The sequence below is a fragment of the Pseudomonas rubra genome (genome assembly GCF_028656935.1).
GTDB classification, from domain to species: domain Bacteria; phylum Pseudomonadota; class Gammaproteobacteria; order Pseudomonadales; family Pseudomonadaceae; genus Aquipseudomonas; species Aquipseudomonas rubra.
Window position 1 is genome coordinate 186,229 of sequence record NZ_JAMDGZ010000022.1, and the last position, 18,932, is coordinate 205,160.

At 61.7% G+C, this 18,932-nt stretch carries 18 protein-coding genes; 6 read left to right on the top strand and 12 right to left on the bottom strand.

Annotation, left to right across the window (positions count from 1 at the left end; translation table 11 throughout):
- Positions 1-146: 146 nt before the first annotated feature.
- The 6 genes from M5G17_RS12445 to radA all read right to left on the bottom strand — a co-directional run bounded on the left by M5G17_RS12445 (position 147) and on the right by radA (position 7,301).
- Positions 147-764, bottom strand: a complete 618-nt coding sequence (locus M5G17_RS12445) for a heme acquisition protein HasA (protein ID WP_273893206.1) — start codon at positions 762-764, stop codon at positions 147-149.
- Between the two features lie 82 nt (positions 765-846).
- On the bottom strand, positions 847-3,537 hold the full coding sequence (locus M5G17_RS12450) for a TonB-dependent receptor (RefSeq protein ID WP_273893227.1): 2,691 nt from the start codon (positions 3,535-3,537) through the stop codon (positions 847-849).
- A 178-nt stretch (positions 3,538-3,715) separates the two neighbouring features.
- On the bottom strand, positions 3,716-4,177 hold the full coding sequence (locus tag M5G17_RS12455) for a hypothetical protein (protein ID WP_273893207.1): 462 nt from the start codon (positions 4,175-4,177) through the stop codon (positions 3,716-3,718).
- Positions 4,178-4,257: 80 nt separating this feature from the next.
- A complete protein-coding gene (locus M5G17_RS12460) occupies positions 4,258-5,256 on the bottom strand; it encodes a FecR family protein (RefSeq protein WP_273893208.1) in 999 nt (332 codons plus the stop codon).
- 68 nt (positions 5,257-5,324) lie between these two features.
- Positions 5,325-5,828 (bottom strand): RNA polymerase sigma factor, encoded by a 504-nt coding sequence (locus M5G17_RS12465; protein WP_130263037.1) that lies wholly within the window; start codon positions 5,826-5,828, stop codon positions 5,325-5,327.
- 105 nt (positions 5,829-5,933) lie between these two features.
- Positions 5,934-7,301 (bottom strand): DNA repair protein RadA, encoded by a 1,368-nt coding sequence (gene radA, locus M5G17_RS12470; protein ID WP_038997250.1) that lies wholly within the window; start codon positions 7,299-7,301, stop codon positions 5,934-5,936.
- A 174-nt stretch (positions 7,302-7,475) separates the two neighbouring features.
- On the opposite strand from radA, the gene mscL reads away from it, so the two are divergent.
- On the top strand, positions 7,476-7,889 hold the full coding sequence (gene mscL, locus M5G17_RS12475) for a large-conductance mechanosensitive channel protein MscL (protein WP_273893210.1): 414 nt from the start codon (positions 7,476-7,478) through the stop codon (positions 7,887-7,889).
- A 47-nt stretch (positions 7,890-7,936) separates the two neighbouring features.
- Here the strand turns inward: mscL and M5G17_RS12480 are convergent, their stop codons facing one another.
- Positions 7,937-8,713, bottom strand: a complete 777-nt coding sequence (locus M5G17_RS12480; RefSeq protein WP_273893211.1) for a ferredoxin--NADP reductase — start codon at positions 8,711-8,713, stop codon at positions 7,937-7,939.
- A 286-nt stretch (positions 8,714-8,999) separates the two neighbouring features.
- Between M5G17_RS12480 and M5G17_RS12485 the strand changes: the two genes are divergently transcribed.
- Both M5G17_RS12485 and M5G17_RS12490 read left to right on the top strand, forming a co-directional pair.
- Positions 9,000-9,707 carry an autoinducer binding domain-containing protein gene (locus tag M5G17_RS12485; RefSeq protein ID WP_273893212.1) on the top strand — a complete coding sequence of 236 codons (708 nt, stop codon included), beginning with the start codon at positions 9,000-9,002 and terminating at the stop codon, positions 9,705-9,707.
- A 90-nt stretch (positions 9,708-9,797) separates the two neighbouring features.
- Entirely contained in the window at positions 9,798-10,922 is a 1,125-nt protein-coding gene (locus M5G17_RS12490) for a methyltransferase (RefSeq protein WP_273893213.1), read from the top strand.
- 86 nt (positions 10,923-11,008) lie between these two features.
- Here the strand turns inward: M5G17_RS12490 and M5G17_RS12495 are convergent, their stop codons facing one another.
- The 3 genes from M5G17_RS12495 to M5G17_RS12505 are packed head-to-tail and all read right to left on the bottom strand — an operon-like array spanning position 11,009 to position 13,627.
- Positions 11,009-11,164 (bottom strand): DUF2474 domain-containing protein, encoded by a 156-nt coding sequence (locus tag M5G17_RS12495; protein WP_273893214.1) that lies wholly within the window; start codon positions 11,162-11,164, stop codon positions 11,009-11,011.
- A gap of 12 nt (positions 11,165-11,176) precedes the next feature.
- On the bottom strand, positions 11,177-12,184 hold the full coding sequence (gene cydB, locus M5G17_RS12500; RefSeq protein ID WP_273893215.1) for a cytochrome d ubiquinol oxidase subunit II: 1,008 nt from the start codon (positions 12,182-12,184) through the stop codon (positions 11,177-11,179).
- A 3-nt stretch (positions 12,185-12,187) separates the two neighbouring features.
- The gene (locus M5G17_RS12505) at positions 12,188-13,627 is read right to left on the bottom strand and encodes a cytochrome ubiquinol oxidase subunit I (RefSeq protein ID WP_273893216.1); all 1,440 of its coding nucleotides are present in this window, start codon (positions 13,625-13,627) and stop codon (positions 12,188-12,190) included.
- A 358-nt stretch (positions 13,628-13,985) separates the two neighbouring features.
- On the opposite strand from M5G17_RS12505, the gene M5G17_RS12510 reads away from it, so the two are divergent.
- On the top strand, positions 13,986-15,203 hold the full coding sequence (locus tag M5G17_RS12510; protein WP_273893217.1) for an MFS transporter: 1,218 nt from the start codon (positions 13,986-13,988) through the stop codon (positions 15,201-15,203).
- Between the two features lie 58 nt (positions 15,204-15,261).
- Here the strand turns inward: M5G17_RS12510 and M5G17_RS12515 are convergent, their stop codons facing one another.
- Together M5G17_RS12515 and M5G17_RS12520 are read right to left on the bottom strand one after the other, a co-directional pair.
- Positions 15,262-15,810 (bottom strand): DJ-1 family glyoxalase III, encoded by a 549-nt coding sequence (locus tag M5G17_RS12515; protein ID WP_273893218.1) that lies wholly within the window; start codon positions 15,808-15,810, stop codon positions 15,262-15,264.
- 39 nt (positions 15,811-15,849) lie between these two features.
- Positions 15,850-16,329, bottom strand: a complete 480-nt coding sequence (locus M5G17_RS12520; RefSeq protein WP_273893220.1) for a GNAT family N-acetyltransferase — start codon at positions 16,327-16,329, stop codon at positions 15,850-15,852.
- 208 nt (positions 16,330-16,537) lie between these two features.
- Between M5G17_RS12520 and M5G17_RS12525 the strand changes: the two genes are divergently transcribed.
- Both M5G17_RS12525 and trmA read left to right on the top strand, forming a co-directional pair.
- On the top strand, positions 16,538-17,833 hold the full coding sequence (locus tag M5G17_RS12525) for an NCS2 family permease (RefSeq protein ID WP_273893221.1): 1,296 nt from the start codon (positions 16,538-16,540) through the stop codon (positions 17,831-17,833).
- The gene (trmA, locus tag M5G17_RS12530; protein ID WP_273893222.1) at positions 17,830-18,915 is read left to right on the top strand and encodes a tRNA (uridine(54)-C5)-methyltransferase TrmA; all 1,086 of its coding nucleotides are present in this window, start codon (positions 17,830-17,832) and stop codon (positions 18,913-18,915) included. Before M5G17_RS12525 ends, trmA begins: the two co-directional genes overlap by 4 nt.
- Positions 18,916-18,932 lie beyond the last annotated feature (17 nt).

Below are 18,932 nucleotides of genomic sequence, written 5' to 3' on the forward strand. Positions count from 1 at the left end.
GAGCAAGCCTGCGGACGATTGACCTCGCCGGCGCAGGCTCGCAGAATTCGCACCACCGCCGCCTGGGCCCGGCAAAGACGCAGACGGTGGGGTAAGCAAGCAGCGAATGGAGGAGCGATCTTCCATTCGCTTTTTTTTGCCTGGGGTCAGGCGGCCAGGGCGAAGTCCTCGGCCAGGGCCTGGACACCCACCACATCGGCCGACGCCACGCTCAGCGGGCCGCCAGCCAGCGCAGCGCTGACCACGTCGAAGCTGTCGTCGGTGGACACGCCATAACCGGCCAGCAGGTTGTCCAGCACGCCTTCCAGCGCCGAGGTGTTGCCCTGCATCAGGCCGTAGATCACGCTCTGCACTTCGTTGCCGGCACGGCCAGCGCCCAGTACCGAGTCCAGGTCCAGGCCGTTGAAGTTGACCACGTAATTGTTCAGGGTGAAGTCGCTACCGCCACCGCCACCCAGCACTTGGCCCAGGGAAACGTTGTCCAGCTCACCCCACAGGTAGTGGTTGAGGTTGTCACCGGCTGGCAGGCCACGGTCGAACACGTAGTGCAGACCATTGCTGGTGTTGCTGTCGGCAATGAACGCGTAGTCGGAGCCCTGGCCACCGTGGGTAGCGTACTGGTCGCCGCTCAGGCGGCCGTTGCTGAAGCCGCCGGTATTGCTTTCGCCATGACCTGCAGTGGCGAAACCCGCGGTCCAGAACGCCAGGTAGTCATCGATCGACGAGCTGGAGAAGGCGGCATCGTAAGTAACGGAAAGAGTCATAACGGTTCCTCGTTGCATTGCGTGATTGCGAAGGCGTGTTCCCTGCCTTCGTGTCGCCCGAGATGGGCAAACCCGGTGTGGATCAGAATTTGTATTCGAGCATCCCGCTCAAGGTCCGGCCGCGGGCCAGCGACAGGTTGTCGGTGTCGCCCATGGCCACGAAGTAGGCTTCGTCGGTGGCGTTCTCCAGCGACAGCGCCAGGTTCAGGCTCGGCGTCATCCAGTAGCTGGCGTACAGGTCGTAGACCTTGTATTTAGGCCACTGCGCCTGGTCGATCAGGCGATAGCCGTGGTCATTTAGGTTCTCGCCATTGCCTTTGCTGTAACGCAGACGGGCGCCAACATCGAGGGTGCGGTCAAGAAAGCGCATACCGACCGTCAGCGAGCCACGGTCTGCCGGCATGTAGCTGGCGTTGCCCATGATGTGGCCGCAGCTGACGGTCTGGTCGAGGTCGGCGGCGTCTTCGGCACGCGAAACCTGCACTGGCAACATAATGATGCGGTTGCCAACCTGGACCGGGCGCATCACTCTTCCAGCGTTAACCAGGCGCTGCCCGCCGCCCATGTAGAGTTGCTTCGAACAGAAGTCATTGCTGCCAATCATGTGGGTGTAGGCAAGTTGGCCGTAATAGCGACCCGCGTCATAGTCGAGGCTGTACTCGACGCCTCGAAAGCGCGTCTGCTCAAGGTTGTTCTGATAAGCCGAGCGGCCCAGGGACGTGCCAAGTACAGAGCTTCCCGGAAGGTCAGCATTGACGTCCATGAATGAAAAGTTATCGATCCGGGTATCGAAATAGGCGACCTTGGCGCCGAAGCGATCACCTTCCTGCAGCAGCGACTCCTTGAACAGGTTCACCCCCAGTTCCCAGTTGTGCGACTCTTCCGCTTTGAGGAACGGGTTGGGATAGAGCATCTCGCTGCCTCCGCCATGGGGGCGGCCGCTCATGAACACTTCGGTCACTGACGGCGGACGCCAGCCACGCCCCCAGCGGGTATAGACCTGCATCCAGTCGACTCCCGGCTTCACCGCGATGCCGAAGGTGGGCGAGAAGCGGCCCTGCTCCTGATCCTCGTCGAAGATCAAATGCGTCTGGACCCTGCGCAAGTTGGGCTCGGTGACACCGCGTGGATACATCCAGGTAGTGATACCTGTCTCACCCGTCAGGCGGTAGCGGTCGTAGCGCAGCCCGGCATCAACTTCCAGCCAGTCGCCATGCTCATATTTGGCGTCAGCAAAGAGGCTGGCCATGATGCGCTTACCTTCTGGCGTGGCGCCCTGGACATAGGGCAGGTTGGTTTCGAAAGCCGCCGGAACACGGTTTGTGCTGGGCTTGAAGCGGTCCTGAAACAGTTCGGTACCGTAGTTGAGGGTGACCTTGTCCGAATCGTTGAAGTAGAAACGCGAGCTGTTCTGCAATTGCAGGCCCCAGGTATCGGTCTGGAAGCGGTCGTCATACGCTGCAACCCGGTTGCCAGCCACCGAACTGTCATCGTTACCCACATTCCAGCGATCCTGCCGGGTCGAGACGAAGTACAGCTTGGCCTTCAGATCGACCAGGTCGTTGTCCGGGCTGAAGCTGTAATCGAGCGAGGCATTGCGAGCGTTGAAATCACTGCTGCCGGTGCGTTTGTAATAGAACTGGCGGGTCTGATTGTCGTAGTAGGTCCAGGCATCCTTGCTGTCGGTGTCGGTTTCCATGTAGTTGAGCTGCAGGCGCTGGTCATTGGGCAGATTCAGGCCAAGCTTGAGCAGTTGCGAGCGGGTGACACTGCCAGTCTCGCCGACTTCGGAGTGCAGCCAGTCTTTCCAGGCTTCGGGATAACTGGTCTTGCCGCGAATCTGGGTGCCGAGGTTGTCGGCATTGTTGGTCCCGGCCCGGTAGTCACCGAAGTGCCGCTCACTGACGCCCAGCAATACGTCGCCCAACTCGTTGCCGAAAGCAAACAGAGCACTGCCATTGAAGTTTGTACCGTTGCCCAGCTCACCGATGCCATTGCCTGCGCGCAACCGGCCGCCGTACTCCTTGTCGGGGCCGAGAAAATCACTGGCCTGCACCGTGTTGAAGCTGGCGATACCGCCAATAACGCCAGCACCGCCCATGCCCGACTGAGTACCTTTTTCGATCTCGATGGAGCTGATGAACTCCGGGTCGACGAACATCACCCCGTTGCGCTGCTGGTGGCCGTTGACGTTGAAGTTCTGGCGCATACCGTCGATGTTCATGTTGACCCGACCGTAGTCCTGCACGCCGCGAATGTTCACCGACAGGCCGGGGTCTCGCTGGTTGACGGCGGTGTAGACGCCAGCGGTCTCTTCGAGCATGTCGGCGGCATGACGTGGTGGGCGCTTGTCGATCTGCTCGCGGGTGATGACGCTGACCGAGCGGGGCGTCTGGTAGACCCAGTCGGCATCGCTGCTGGAATCGACATGGGTGGTGCCCAGCTCCATCGTCTGGCCATCGTCGCTGACGCGTTCAAGGCCGACCCGGTCAGTGCCACTGAAGCGATAGCGCACGGGCGAGCCGCGCAACAACAAGCCAAGCCCTTGCTCTGCCGAGTGCTCACCGCGCAAGCCTTCGCTGCGCAGGCCAGCCAGCTTGCGGCTGTCGAAAAACACCTGGACCCCGGCCTGTTCGGCAAAAGCCAGTACAGCGCTGTCCAGGGCCTGGGCGGGAATGTCGAAGTGAATCAGTGCGACGCGCTGGCTTTTGGTCGCGGACTCGGCCGCCTGCACGCTGGCGATCCCCATCGGCAACATCCAGGGGCCCAACATCAGGCTGCTGGCAAGGGCGACCCGAGCCAATGGCCGGGTGCTTCGTTGTTGTTGATTGCTCACGTCTGGTGCTCGCTGTGTTGGCATTTTCTAGTAATGAAAATCAATCTCAACAAACAGACGTGCAACCCAGGAAAAGTCAGTAAAGAAAATTCAAAAGAATTTGCAGCGGCGAATTTCAGATGCCGCAGGTGAGCGCCGACAGCCCTTGTTCGCGCGCTTTTTCGCTGGTTTCGATGATCGAGGCCGTCACCGCGACCTCATCACCGCTGGCTGACATGTCACCGTCTTCGGCCACGCGGTAGCCCAGTTGGCGAAACAGCGAGCGCACCTGATCGGGCGCAGCATCGAAGTAGATCCCGTGCCATTCGTAACCGATGAATACCGCCGTGACCTTGATGCCATGGAAGGGCAGATCGACCGGGTAGCTCACCTCTTCTTCCAGCGCCTGGACAGATAGCGCATGACGTTTGGCAATGGCCTTGGCGTAGTACGGCTCAAGCTGTGCACCGAACTCGCAAGTGGCAGGGTTGAATTGCACCAGGTTGTCATCGACCGCCAGCACCGGCGTGCTGCACAGTCCGAGCAGCAAGGCGCCGCAGATGGATGAAGCAATACCCGAGAGAAAACCATTGGCCATATCCGGCGCCTTCAAATCGTTGTGAAAACACCAGTTTCGGGGAAAACACCGCTACCGACAATCCAGCGCTCGCGCAGCGATCAATAGATCAGGGTCAGCCCCGGTAGATCGAGGCGACTGGCCTTGAGTTCATCAGTCAGCATGGCCAGCGCGGCGTCCAGGTTATCCAGGCGAAACATGCCACTGACTTCACGCCGGGCCAGGGCCTGGTCGGTGATCAGCACGTGGCCGGCACGGTAGCGATTGAGTCGCGTGGCCACCTGCGCCAGTGGTTCGCGCTCGAACACCAGCACGCCGCGCTGCCAGGCGCTGGCGCGACGCACGTCCTGTTCGGGCCACAGGCGAATGCCGTGGCGTGTGTCGTAGCGCAGGCTCTGACCTTCCTTGAGCACTTGCTCGGCGCTGCCGGTTGGCGGGGCGGCCTGCAAGGTGACGGCAACACTGTGTTCGAGCATGCCGACCCAAGTGCCGCCACCAGGCTCGAGGCCCACCACGAAACGCGTGCCCAGGGCACGGCTGCTGCCCCCTGCCCGCTCGACCACGAACGGCCGTTGTTCATTACCAGAGAGCGGCGCGACGGTAAACACCGCTTCACCGGCCAGCAAACGCACGCGGCGTTCGTTGTCGCTGTAGGCCAGTTCGATGCCACTCTGACTGTCCAGGTCAACCTGACTGCCATCGGGCAGGGACACCTGGCGCACCTCGCCTTTGGCCGTGGCGTAGTCGGCACGCAGTGCCAGCGAAAGGCTGGGCGCCTGCTCCACCCCGACCACCGCCAGCACCAGCGTTGCCGCCGCACTCAAGGTCCAGCGCAGGCGTGAGTGGCGTCGGCGCCCAGCCAGTGGACGGGCTGCGGGCAGTGACGCAACAGGCGCCAGCGGGTCCATGGCGCCAAGGCGGCCAAGATCGGCCCAGGTCTTCTGGGCGAACGTCAGTGCTTGGGCGTGGCGCGGATCACTGGCCAGCCATCGCGCCAGCGCCTGTTCCTGCTCGGGGGTCAAGGGGCCGGCACTGCGCAGCACCGCCCACTCGGCGGCCTGCTCGCGAATGGCTTGCTCAGGCGAGTTCTGGCTGGTCACACGGTTCTCTCGAATTCTGGTTATGTGAGTGCTGACGTCTGAAGGCGCATTTCCCAGTAAACCGTTCGTCATCCTGGTTCCTGCAGACACTGCATCACATAGGCCAAGGCCTTGGCCAGATGCTTCTGTACTGAGCTGTCAGAAATGTCCAGCGCCCGTGCCACTTCGGCGTGGGTCATGCCCTCAAGCCGATTGAGACGGAATACTTGCTGGGTACGCGGCGGCAAGTCGGCCAACGCTCGGCGCAGGCGACGCATGTGCTGTTCGGTGGCAGCACTTTCATCCAGGCCTGGGCTGTCTTCGACAATGGTTTCCAGTGCTTCGTGCGGCACCGAGTCGGTTTTGCGCCGCCGTTGCTGGCGGACATGGTCGATCATCAGGTTGTGCGCAGTGCGGTAAAGGTAGGCCGGGGTGTTGTCGATGCGTTCACGGCCCTGTTGCTCGGCCAGGCGCAGGAAGCTTTCCTGCACCAGATCAGCGGCCAGTTGCGGATCACGGACCTTGCGTGTCAGCAATCCCTGCAAGGTTTTGGCGTGCTTGAGGAACAGCCGCTTGAGGTCGGACTCCGCCACGCGAACTCCATGTGGATGGTCGGAAAGAAGGCGGTATGCTACTCGCTAGTGAGAATCAGTTGCAAACCCACCCCGGCAAGCCTTGTCCTTACCGAGGTACTTCAGTCATTCGAACAGGGCATCCAATGCCTGTTCCAGGCGTGTCACGGCAATCACCTGCAAGCCGGGCGGGGCCTCCTTGGGCGCATTGCCCTTGGGCACGATGGCGCGTTTGAAGCCGTGCTTGGCCGCTTCCTTCAAGCGTTCCTGACCACTGGGTACCGGTCGCACTTCGCCCGACAAACCCACCTCGCCAAACACCAGCAGGCCGTTATCCAGCGGGCGGTTGCGCAGGCTGGACATGATCGCGGCCATCAACGCCAGATCCGAGGCGGTCTCCAGGACCTTGACCCCGCCGACCACGTTGAGGAACACATCCTGATCATGGGTAGGAATACCACCATGGCGATGCAGCACCGCCAGGAGCATGGCCAGGCGGTTCTGGTCCAGGCCCAGGGTGACCCGCCGCGGATTGGACAGGTGGCTGTCGTCGACCAGCGCCTGGACCTCGACCAGCATCGGCCGGGTACCTTCCCAGGTGGCCATGACCACACTGCCCGGAACCTCTTCCTGGGCACGCGTAAGAAAGATCGCAGAGGGGTTGGAGACTTCCTTCAAGCCTCGGTCAGTCATGCCGAACACGCCCAACTCGTTGACCGCGCCAAAGCGGTTTTTCACCGCGCGCAGCAAACGCAGGCGCCCATCGGACTCCCCTTCGAAATACAGCACGGTATCGACCATGTGCTCGAGCACGCGCGGCCCGGCCAAGGCACCTTCCTTGGTCACGTGACCAACCAGGAAGATCGCCGTGCCGCTCTGCTTGGCATAACGCACCAGCAAGGCCGCGCTTTCACGCACCTGGGAAACCCCACCGGGCGCTGACTGCAACTGCTCGGTGAAGATGGTCTGGATCGAGTCGATGACCATGACCTTGGGCTTTTCGACCCGGGCAGTGGCGATGATGGTCTCGATACAGGTTTCGGTCATGACCCGCAGCTTGTCCTGGGGCAGGCCCAGGCGCCGGGCACGCATGGCCACCTGCTGCTGGGATTCTTCGCCGGTGACGTACAACGCCGGCATACGCGTGGCGATATTGCACAAGGTCTGCAAGAGGATGGTCGACTTGCCGATGCCCGGATCGCCACCGATCAGTACCACCGAACCGTCGACAAGGCCGCCGCCCAGAACCCGGTCGAGCTCGGCACTGGCGGTGGTGAAGCGCGGGATCTCTTCGACGCTGACTTCGGCCAGAGTCTTGATCTGCGCCTGTTGCCCGGCCCAGCCGGTACGCCCACTGGGAGCTGCTGCCGCACCGCTTTCCAGCACGGTCTCGACCAGGGTGTTCCAGGCGCCGCATTCACCGCATTGCCCGGCCCATTTCGGGAAGGTCGCGCCGCACTCGGTGCAGCCGTACATGCGCTTGGCCTTGGCCATGGGACGGTCCTCTGGAAAAAGGCACCATCATAGCCGACCTCAGGCACCTGGGCGGCCACAGAAAACGACAAAACTATTCGGTATAACCGCAGTCTGCTGCAGCAGCGCGGAGCATGAAGCGCATAGCTGATTTACACTGCATTTACCAAACTCATCTGTTACAAGGAATAAACCATGGGCGTGCTCAGTGAATTCAAGGCCTTCGCGGTCAAAGGGAATGTCGTCGATATGGCTGTCGGTATCATTATCGGCGCCGCCTTTGGCAAAATCGTTTCATCGTTCGTCGGTGACGTGATCATGCCGCCGATCGGTTTGCTGATTGGCGGTGTCGATTTCAGCGATCTGGCGGTAACCCTCAAGGCCGCTGAAGGCGACGTCCCGGCCGTGGTCATGGCTTATGGCAAGTTCATCCAGACCATCCTCGACTTCATCATCGTCGCCTTTGCGATCTTCATGGGCGTCAAGGCCATCAACCGCCTGAAACGCGAAGAGGCCGAGGCGCCAACCCTGCCGCCGGTGCCAACCAAGGAAGAAGAGCTGCTGAGTGAAATCCGCGACCTGCTCAAGGCGCAGAATCGCCAACCCTGAACACCGGGATAAAAAACGGCGCCTGCGGGCGCCGTTTGCATTGTGCCTTACCAGTATGTCTCCACCGCCACCTGGCCTGGCCTGCGGCTCAGGCTAAGGTTCATCTCGCGCTGCTTGAGCACCTTGCGGGTGTCATCGACCATCTGCGGGTTGCCGCAGAGCATGACCCGCGAATGCTCAGGCGTCAGCGCCAGGCCTGCCGCGCGCTCCAGTTCGCCATTCTCGATCAGGGTGGTAATGCGCAGGTTTAGGGCACCGGGGTGCTGCTCGCGGGTAACAACCGGAATGAACTGTAATTTACCGGCATGTTCGGCCAGATAATCACGTTGTTCCAGCCCGGCGATCAGGTCCAGGTACGCCAGCTCCCGGGCTTCGCGCACGGAGTAGACCAGCTTGATCGACTCGAACCGCTCCCACACCTCAAAGTCCTGCAGGATCGACAAAAACGGCGCGATCCCCGTACCGGTCGCCAGCAACCACAGGTCGCGGCCGTCGACAAAGCGGTCCAGGGTCAGGTAGCCGAAGGCCTGGCGATCGATCAGCAGGCTGTCACCTTCTTTCAGGCGGCTCAGTTCACTGGTGAACTCTCCCCCCGGCACCACGATGGAAAAGAATTCCAGGTGTTCGTCGAATGGCGATGACACCATCGAATAGGCACGCCAGACCACACTACCGTCGGCTTTGCTCACCCCCAGCCGAGCAAACTGCCCGGCGCGGAAACGAAAGCCCTGGTCGCGGCTGGTACGCAGGCTGAACAGGCTGGGGGTCAGCGGCTGGACGTCAAGCAGCGTCTGGCGGGTGAACTTTTCAGCACTGGCAGTCATGATTTACTCCAAAGAACAGATGCCCCAGTGTGGCGCAAACGCCGCAGGAGAAACACCGCTGGTTTGTAGTGGCATCGGTCGCAGGCGAAATTGAAACAGAAGTGCGCTAGCGACCAAACCAATGATTTCAAACCGATATCACATCGCCACGATCACGGTTTTTAAAGAACAGCCTTGCAGAAATGTTTACATTTCTATAGCCAAAAAACCCAACAAAAACGTCGGACATTTCCTACACTACGGTGCACCCATTGGGTCTTGGATCCACCCTCTTGAGATTGCTCCCATGCCGCACTGGAAAGAACAGCAACTCGAACAGTTGCTTGCCGAAACCGACGAACAGCGGATGTTCAACATCGCGGTTTCGCTGGCCGAGCAATTGGAGATGGAATTTCTGGCGTTCGGCATGCGCGTGCAGATCGCGACCCAGGCGCCTCAAGTGAGGTTTTTCAACAATTATCCCGCTGCCTGGAATGAACGCTATCAAGCGTGCAACTACCTGGATATCGACCCCACCGTGGCGCACTGCCAACGCTCCTTGATGCCGCTGCTGTGGAGCGACGCGGTATTCCACGAAACCCCTCATTTGCGCGAGGAGGCCAAGTCTTATGGCGTGTGCCATGGCTGGAGCCAATCGGCACACGATATGCGCCATAACCTGAGCATACTCAGTGTCGCCCGCAGCCAGACGCCAATCAGCCTCGAAGAACATTACGACAAGGCCGGCCAGACCATCTGGCTGTGTAATCTGCTACATACGATGATGCTCGACCGGCGCCCCGGGCAAGGCACACCGTCCTACAAACTGTCCGACCGCGAAAGCGAAGTGCTCAAGTGGTCCGCCGCCGGCAAGACCGCCGCCGACATCGCCTGCATCCTGTCGCTGTCGCAGAGCACGGTGAACTTCCATATCCGCAGCATCATCATCAGTAAAACCAACGCGAGCAACAAAGCCGGCGCAATTGCCATTGCGGTGATGAACGGCCTGATCTGAGCCGCCCCCCGCAGCCCCTCAAAGCACGGTAGAATCACGGCCCTGTAAAACGCGCCACGCGCGCACGTCAATGCCTCAGAGCCATAAACAATGCCCCTGCTGACCAGCCCCTTCACCGAACTTGATCTGCTTCGCCAGCCCGAACAAGCCAACGATCCTCTGCAAGCCTTCGATGCTGCCGACGAGTATTTGCTGGAACACCTTGCCGAGCAGGCACCCTCGGCAACGACTCGGGTGCTGGTGCTCAATGACAGTTTCGGTGCCCTGGCCATCAGCCTGGCCCGCCACGTTTGGGTGCTGAGCAGCGGCGACTCGCACCTGGCTCAGCTGGCCCTGGAAAAAAACCTGGTACGCAACGGCCTGGCCTTTGACTCGGTACCGTTCGTTGCGGCCAGCGCTCCATGGCAGGGCCCGTTCGACCGCGTGCTGGTACGCGTGCCCAAAACCCTGGCCTTGCTCGAAGAACAACTGATTCGCCTGCAGGGCCAGTTGGCACCCGGCGCGCAAGTGGTTGCCGGCGCCATGATCAAGCACCTGCCCCGCGCGGCGGGTGACCTGCTGGAGAAGTACATCGGCCCGGTCCAGGCGTCGCTGGCACAGAAAAAAGCCCGCCTGCTGATTGCCACCTTCCAGGAAAAGCCGGCATTCGTCTCCCCCTACCCGACCCGCTATCAACTCGACGCACCACGCCTTGAGCTACTCAACCACGCCAATGTGTTCTGCCGAGAAGGCCTGGATATCGGCACCCGGGCGTTCCTCCCGCACCTGCCCAAAGACCTCGGCAGCGCCCGGGTCGCGGACCTGGGCTGCGGCAACGGCGTGCTGGCCATCGCCAGTGCCCTGGCCAACCCGCAAGCGCATTACACCCTGGTGGATGAGTCGTACATGGCGGTGCAGTCTGCCCGGGAGAACTGGCAAGCAGCGCTGGGTGAGCGGGAAGTGACCGTGCGCGCCGACGACGGCCTGGCCGGGCAAGCGCCGCAGTCGCTGGATGTGGTGCTGTGCAACCCACCGTTCCACCAGCAGCAGGTGGTCGGTGACTTCCTCGCCTGGCGCATGTTCCAGCAAGCCCGCGAGGCCCTGGTGGTTGGCGGCGCGCTGTACATCGTCGGCAATCGTCACCTGGGTTATCACAGCAAGCTGGCACGCCTGTTCCGTGGGGTTGAACAGGTGGCAGCGACACCTAAGTTCGTGGTGCTCAAGGCGCGTAAATAGCCCACTTCCACAGAGCAAAAAAAACCCTCCGCAACTGACGCTGCGAAGGGCTGTAAACCGCCGCAAGGCGGGATGGGAAATAACGTTTAGTGCGTGCTCAATCCGGCCGCACTCATGAACAGGCGCATCAGCCAGGCGACCAGTGCCAGGCTCGCCACGCTAGCGGCCCAGATCAGTGCCAACCAGCCCAGACGCTGCCAGAGCGGTTTCTTCTCTTCGTCAATCGAGCCTTTACCAGTCATTGCCATGCTCCCCTAGTGGTAGCCATCTTCGTGGGTCACCTTGCCGCGGAACACGTAGTAGCTCCAGAAGGTGTAACCGAGGATGAACGGGATGATGAACAAGGTCCCGACCAGCATGAAGCCCTGGCTCTGTGGTGGCGCCGCAGCCTCCCAGATCGAAATCGACGGTGGGATGATGTTCGGCCACAGGCTGATACCCAGGCCGCTGTAGCCGAGGAAGATCAACACCAGGGTCAGCAAGAACGGGGTGTAGTGGGCATTGCGCGCAACGGCCCGCAGCAAGCCGTACAGAGTCACCAGCACCAGGATCGGTACCGGCAGGAACCAGAACAGGTTCGGCAGGCTGAACCAGCGGGTGGCGATATCCGGATGGGCCAGCGGCGTCCAGATACTGACGATACCCGTCACCGCCAACAGCACCAGGGCCAGGGGACGCGCCAGGTCGTGCATCTGCAATTGCAGCTTGCCTTCGGTTTTCATGATCAGCCAGGTGCAGCCCAACAAGGCGTAGGCGACAACCAGACCGAGGCCGCAGAACAGGCTGAACGGGGTCAGCCAATCGAGGCTGCCGCCAACGTAGTTGCGATTGACCACCTCGAAACCTTCGATGAAGGCACCCAGGGCCACACCCTGGAAGTAGGTTGCCACCAGCGAGCCGCCGATGAACGCCTTGTCCCACAAGTGGCGCTTGGCAGCAGTCGCCTTGAAGCGGAACTCGAAGGCCACGCCGCGGAAGATCAAGCCGACCAGCATCAGCATCAACGGCAGGTACAGCGCCGACAGCACCACGGCATAGGCCATCGGAAAGGCGCCGAACAGTGCGGCGCCGCCCAGTACCAGCCAGGTTTCGTTACCATCCCAGACCGGTGCGACGGTGTTCATCATCACGTCGCGGTCCTGCTCGGCCTTGACGAACGGGAAGAGGATGCCAATGCCCAGGTCAAAGCCGTCCATGACCACGTACATCATGATGCCGAAGATGATGATCACGGCCCAGATCAGCGGAAGATCAATACCCATGATTCAGTTCCCCTTGTTCAGGCTGGCGTGATCGCCATGCTCATGCGCGTCATCGGCGGCCGACAGCGGACGGGCCGGCGTGCGTTGCTGGCCCGGGCCACCTGGAGTGGTCTCGTCCCCTTCACCGGTCTTCGGACCTTTGCGCACCAGGCGCATCATGTAACCCAGGCCGGTACCGAACAGCGCGAAGTAGACCACCACGAACATCACCAGCGTCAGGCCGAGCTGGCCGTAACTGTGGTTGGAGACACCATCGGCGGTGCGCATCAGTCCGTAGACCACCCAGGGTTGGCGACCGATTTCAGTGGTAAACCAGCCGGCGAGGATGGCGATCAGGCCGGACGGGCCCATCCACAGGGTCAGGTACAGGAACGGGCGCGAGCTGTAGAGCTTGTCGCTCTTGCGCAGCCACAGGCTCCAGAGGCCGACAAAGATCATCAGCATGCCTAAGCCAACCATGACCCGGAACGACCAGAACACGATGGTCGAGTTTGGCCGGTCTTCTTTCGGGAACTCCTTCATCGCCGGCACTTGCTTGTCCAGGCTGTGGGTCAGAATCAGGCTGCCCAGCGCCGGGATCTCCACCTTGAAGCGGGTGATTTCGGCCTCCATGTCGGGAATACCGAAGAGGATCAGCGGGGTCGGCTCGCCCGGCTTGTTTTCCCAGTGGCCCTCGATTGCAGCGATTTTCGCCGGCTGGTGCTTGAGGGTATTGAGGCCATGGAAGTCGCCAATCACGGCCTGCACCGGCGCCACGATCAGGGCCATCCACATGGCCATCGAGAGCATCTTGCGAATCGCCGGGTTATCACGGCCGCGCAACAGGTGCCAGGCTGCCGAAGCGCCGACGAAGAACGCGGTCGCGACAAAGGCTGCGGTGGCCATGTGGGCCAGGCGGTAGGGGAAGGACGGGTTGAAGATCACTGCGAACCAGTCGACCGGGATCACCACACCGTTGACGATTTCGTAGCCCTGAGGAGTCTGCATCCAGCTGTTGGAGGCGAGGATCCAGAAGGTCGAGATCAGTGTGCCGATGGCGACCATCACCGTGGCGAAGAAGTGCAGGCCACGGCCGACACGGTTCCAGCCAAAGAGCATGACACCGAGGAATCCGGCCTCGAGGAAGAAGGCAGTCAGCACTTCATACGTCAGCAGCGGCCCGGTGACGGAGCCGGCGAAGTCGGAGAACTTGCTCCAGTTGGTGCCGAACTGGTAGGCCATGACCAGGCCCGAGACCACCCCCATGCCGAAGTTGACGGCAAAGATCTTTGACCAGAAATGGTAAAGGTCACGGTAGACGCTGTTGTTGGTTTTCAGCCACAGCCCTTCGAGAACAGCCAGGTAACTCGCCAGGCCAATGGTGATGGCCGGGAACAGGATGTGAAAGGACACGGTAAACGCGAACTGAATTCGGGCGAGATCTAGAGCCTCTAATCCGAACATAGTGCTTCCTCTGTCAGGTAATCCGGCGTCAGGCGGTGGCCTTGGCGCCAACTGCCCCCACGGTAGTTGAGTGCGGCAAGTTGGAATTGTTCTGTAAACATCACATCGCAGGGAATTCGGCCGTCTGGCCATACCGTTGCAAATGAAACTATTGATCCAGATCAACGGTTGCATGAAAGGATAGTCCTGAACGGTCCTGGCGCTTGTGTGGTTGATTGCCGCGTGACCAGTTGTCTCACCCCCTTGCCACGCCCCAAAACAGTGCGCCCGCCCCGCTACAGCGGAATGCTTCGCAACCTAGTGTTACAAAGTGGTGATAATCTGCACCGCTTCCCCTCGCCGAGGCTCTGTTTCGCCGATGTCAGACCCAACTGCGCTGTTGCGCCATCACCGCCCTTTCCTGGCCTTCTGGCTGGCCCGGGTGTTTACCGCCAGCGGCTTCCAGATGCTCACCGTGGCGATCGGCTGGCACCTCTACCAGTTGACCGGCAGTGTCCTCGACCTGGGCCTGGTGGGGCTGGTGGAATTCGCCCCGCGGGTGCTGTTCATGCTGCACACCGGGCACGTCGCCGACCGTTATGACCGGCGTCGGGTCGCCGCCCTGTGCCAGAGCGCCCAGGCCATGATCGCCCTGGTACTGGTGGTTGCCAGCAGCTCTCACAGCGTCAGCCGCGAACTGATCTTCCTGCTGGCGTTTTTGCTTGGCAGTGCACGCTCTTTCGAGATGCCGGCGACACAGGCACTGCTGCCGAACGTGGTGCCTGCTGCGCTGTTTCCCCGCGCGGTGGCGGCATCGGCTTCAGCCATGCAGGCAGCGACCATCGTCGCACCGGCGGTGGGTGGTTTTCTCTATGCCATTGACAGCGTCTGGGTGTATGGCCCAACGGTTGCGCTGTACTTGATTGCCTGCGCCCTTACCCTGGGCCTGGTGTCGCGTCAGCAACCGGCCATACAGGGCCGCGCCAGCCTCGAGTCGCTGCTGGCTGGCATTCGTTTTATCCGCAGCCGCCCGGACATCCTTGGTGCGGTCTCCCTGGACCTGTTCGCCGTGCTGCTGGGTGGCGCTACCGCACTGTTGCCGGTGTTTGCCAAGGACATCCTGCTGACCGGACCCTGGGGCCTTGGCCTGTTACGCTCGGCACCGGCGGTGGGCGCCTTGTTGATGTCACTGTGGCTGGCGCACTTTCCGGTAGAGCGCAAGGTCGGCCGGGTGATGTTCACTGCGGTGGGGGTATTTGGTGTGGCGACCATCGCTTTTGGCCTGTCTACCTCGTTCTGGTTCTCCCTGGCGGTGCTGGCAGTGCTAGGCGCGGCCGATATGATCAGCATGGTGATTCGCGGCGCCTTCGTGCAACTGGAGACACCGGATGAGATGCGCGGCCGTGTGAGTGCGGTGAACGGGCTGTTCATCGGAGCGTCGAACCAGCTTGGCGAGTTCGAATCAGGGGTAACCGCGCACTGGTTCGGCACGGTGCCGGCGGTGGTGCTGGGCGGGGTCGGGACATTGGTGGTGACCGGGGTGTGGATCAAGCTGTTCCCGACCTTGGCTGGGCGCGATCATATGCATAAGCAGTGAGCGCATCATCGCGGGGCAAGCCCGCTCCCACTCTGGGAGCGGGCTTGCCCCGCGATAGTCACACCCCCAGCTCAACCGCCACCCGCTTGCGCACCACCTTGCCTGCCACCTGCTCAACCAGTACCAAGGCGAACTCCAACGCCGCCGCCGAACCCTGCGCGGTGATGCAATTACCATCCACCACCACTGGCTGATCGACAAAAGTGCACCCGGACAACTGGTGGCTGGCATCCGCATCACAGGTCATGCGCCGCTGGCGCAACACGCCATAGTCCTGCAGGGCCAACGGCCCCTCGCCAATCGCAGCAAAAAACTTACCGGCCCTGGCCTGGTCCTTCACTTGCTGCGCCAAGGGTTGGTGTACAGCCATGTGCTGCACACCCTTCTCGCCCCCGGGCAAGACCATCAGGTCAAACGGCTGGGCCAACAGATCAACCAGCATGCCGTCGGCAGTCAAGCGCGTGCCTCGGGCGCAGGTGAGCATGCGCCGGCCTTCGATACTGGCCACCACCACCTCTATCTCGGCACGGCGCAGTATGTCGATCAGGGTCACGCTTTGCAGGTCGTCCACGCCTTCGGCAACTACGATCAGGGCTCTGTGGGTCATCAATAGCTCTCCGCCAGGGTCTTCAGAAAGTCTAGTCGCTCACAGCGCCAGGGTCAGTTGACACTCGTAGCCCTTGCGCGCCCGGAAGCCATCACCGCTGTCGACCCAGCCAGTGCCGCGGTAAAGCGCCAGGGCGGCGTGATTGTCAGGGTCTACCGACAACTGCAGGCAGCGCACCTCGGGCCACAAACTGCGAACCAGGTCTGGCAACGCTTGCATGCAAAATCGTCCCAGACCATGGCCCTGTCGCCGCCGATCCACCTGCAGGGCATTGATGATCGCGGCATCAATCCTGGCCCAACACGGCAGGAACGCCCCACGCTGGAGCAGCAGGAAGGCTTGCGGCACGTTCTCCACCAGCAGCGCCACACCACGTATGTCGGGGCTGTCACTACTGAACAGGGTGTACAGCGCGCAGGTCATGTCGCCGGCATATCGCTGCTGCCCCGGCAGCAGCTGGATCTCGAGCAGTTGCTCGCGCTGGGCCGGGGTAAGGTCGCGGTGGTCGGTCAGTTGCACGGCATGGTTATCTCGAGATGGCGGGATCGGCGCAGAACCTGCAGATATCTGCAGTGTATCGCGACATTAATTACCGCAGCCCGAGCATGCTGGTATGATGCGCGGCTTTTTTCCGGCCCAGGGAAAAACCACAGTCTCCCGGTACAGTCTGTGCTTTGCTAACTGGGTCGATACATTCACGGCGCCGGGAGCGCCACGGGGAGCAGGCATGCTGGAAAGGCTGTTTCAACTAAAAGCACACGACACTAATGTCCGCACTGAGATTCTCGCGGGCGTGACCACCTTCCTGGCCATGGCCTACATCCTGTTCGTCAACCCGAGCATCCTCGGCGAGACCGGCATGGACAAGGGTGCGCTGTTCGTCGCCACCTGCCTGGCAGCGGCCATCGGTTCGACCACCATGGGCCTGATCGCCAACTACCCGATTGCCCTGGCACCGGGCATGGGCCTGAACGCCTTCTTCACCTACACAGTGGTCCTGCACATGGGCCACACCTGGCAGGTGGCCCTGGGCGCGGTGTTCATCTCCGCAGTGTGCTTCTTCCTGCTGTCGATCTTTCGCATCCGTGAATGGATCGTCAACAGCATCCCGCTGCCGCTGCGCTCGGCGATTGCTGCCGGTATCGGCCTGTTCCTGGCGCTGATCGCCCTGCACAACGCGGGCATCGTCGTCGACAACAAAGCTACTTTGGTCGGCCTCGGCGACCTGAAGAAACCGGCGCCGATCCTCGCCACCCTGGGCTTTTTCCTGATCGTTGCGCTGGAGGCCATGAAGGTCCGTGGCGCGGTACTGATCGGGATCCTGGTGGTGACCGTGGCCTCGATCGCCCTGGGCGTCACCCCGTTCAATGGCGTGGTGTCGATGCCGCCGTCGCTGGCACCGACCTTCCTGCAACTGGACATCAAGGGCGCCCTGGACGTTGGCCTGATCAGCGTGATCTTCGCCTTCCTGTTCGTTGACCTGTTCGACAACTCCGGTACCCTGATCGGTGTCGCCAAGCGTGCCGGGCTGATGCGCAAGGACGGCCACATGCCAAAAATGGGCCGCGCGCTGATCGCTGACAGCACCGCCGCCATGGCCGGCTCCCTGCTGGGCACCTCGACCACCACCAGCTACATCGAGTCGGCTGCCGGTGTCAGCGCCGGTGGCCGCACCGGCCTGACCGCCATCGTCGTGGCCATCCTGTTCCTGTTGGCGCTGTTCTTCGCCCCGCTGGCCGGTAGCGTGCCAGCGTTCGCCACGGCCCCTGCGCTGTTGTTCGTCGCCGTGTTGATGGCTTCGGGCCTGGCTGAAATAAACTGGGACGACATTACCGAAGCCGCACCGGTGGTTGTCACCGCTCTGGCCATGCCGCTGACCTACTCGATCGCCAACGGCATCGCCTTCGGTTTCATTGCCTGGACTGCGATCAAGCTGCTCTCCGGCCGTGCCCGTGACCTCAACGCGGCGCTGGTGATCCTCTCGATCCTGTTCGTCATCAAGCTGGGCTGGTTCAACGCATGAGTGCTGTCTTAGACCCTTCGACCTACACCCAACAGCTCGACGCCAAGGTCGCCCGCCTGCGCGAGCTGCTGGCACCGTTTGCGGCACCCGAGCCTGCGGTATTCGACTCGCCGCGCGAGCACTATCGCCTGCGCGCCGAGTTCCGCCTGTGGCGCGAGAACGAGCAGCGCTTCTATGCGATGTTCGCCCCGGGCGAGAAGTACACGCCGATCCTGATTGAAGACTTCCCGATTGCCAGCCTGCAGATCAACGACCTGATGCCGCGGCTCAAGGCCGCCTGGCAGGCCAGTTCGGCACTGAGCTTCAAGCTGTTCCAGGTGGAGTTCCTCACCACCCTGGCGGGTGATGCGATGATTACCCTGTGCTATCACCGCCCACTGGACGAGCACTGGCAAGCCGCCGCGCAGCAACTGGCCAGCGACCTGGGCGTGAGTATCATCGGCCGCTCCAAGGGCAAACGCGTGGTCATCGGTCGCGATTACGCGGTCGAAGAACTGCAGGTTGCCGGGCGCACCTTCCGCTATCGCCAGCCCGAAGGCGCCTTCACCCAGCCCAACGGCGCGGTCAACCAGAAGATGCTCAACTGGGCCTATGAGGCCCTCGGCGAGCGCCAGGACGACCTGCTCGAGTTGTACTGCGGCAACGGCAACTTCACCCTGCCCCTGGCCACCCGGGTACGCAAGGTGCTGGCCACCGAGATCAGCAAGACCTCGGTGAATGCTGCCCTGCACAACCTCGACGACAACGCTGTGGATAATGTGCGCCTGGTGCGCCTGTCGGCTGAAGAGCTGACCGAGGCCCTCAACGAGGTCCGCCCGTTCCGCCGCCTGGAAGGCATTGACCTGAAGAGCTACCAGTTCGGCAGCGTGTTCGTCGACCCGCCACGCGCCGGCATGGACCCGGACACCTGCGAACTGACCCGGCGCTTCGACAATATCCTGTACATCTCCTGCAACCCGGAAACCCTGGCGGCCAACATCGCCCAGCTGAGCGACACACATCGCATCGAACGGTGTGCGTTGTTCGACCAGTTTCCGTATACCCATCACATGGAGAGTGGGGTGTTGCTGGTTCGGCGGTGAAGCTATCGCGGGGCAAG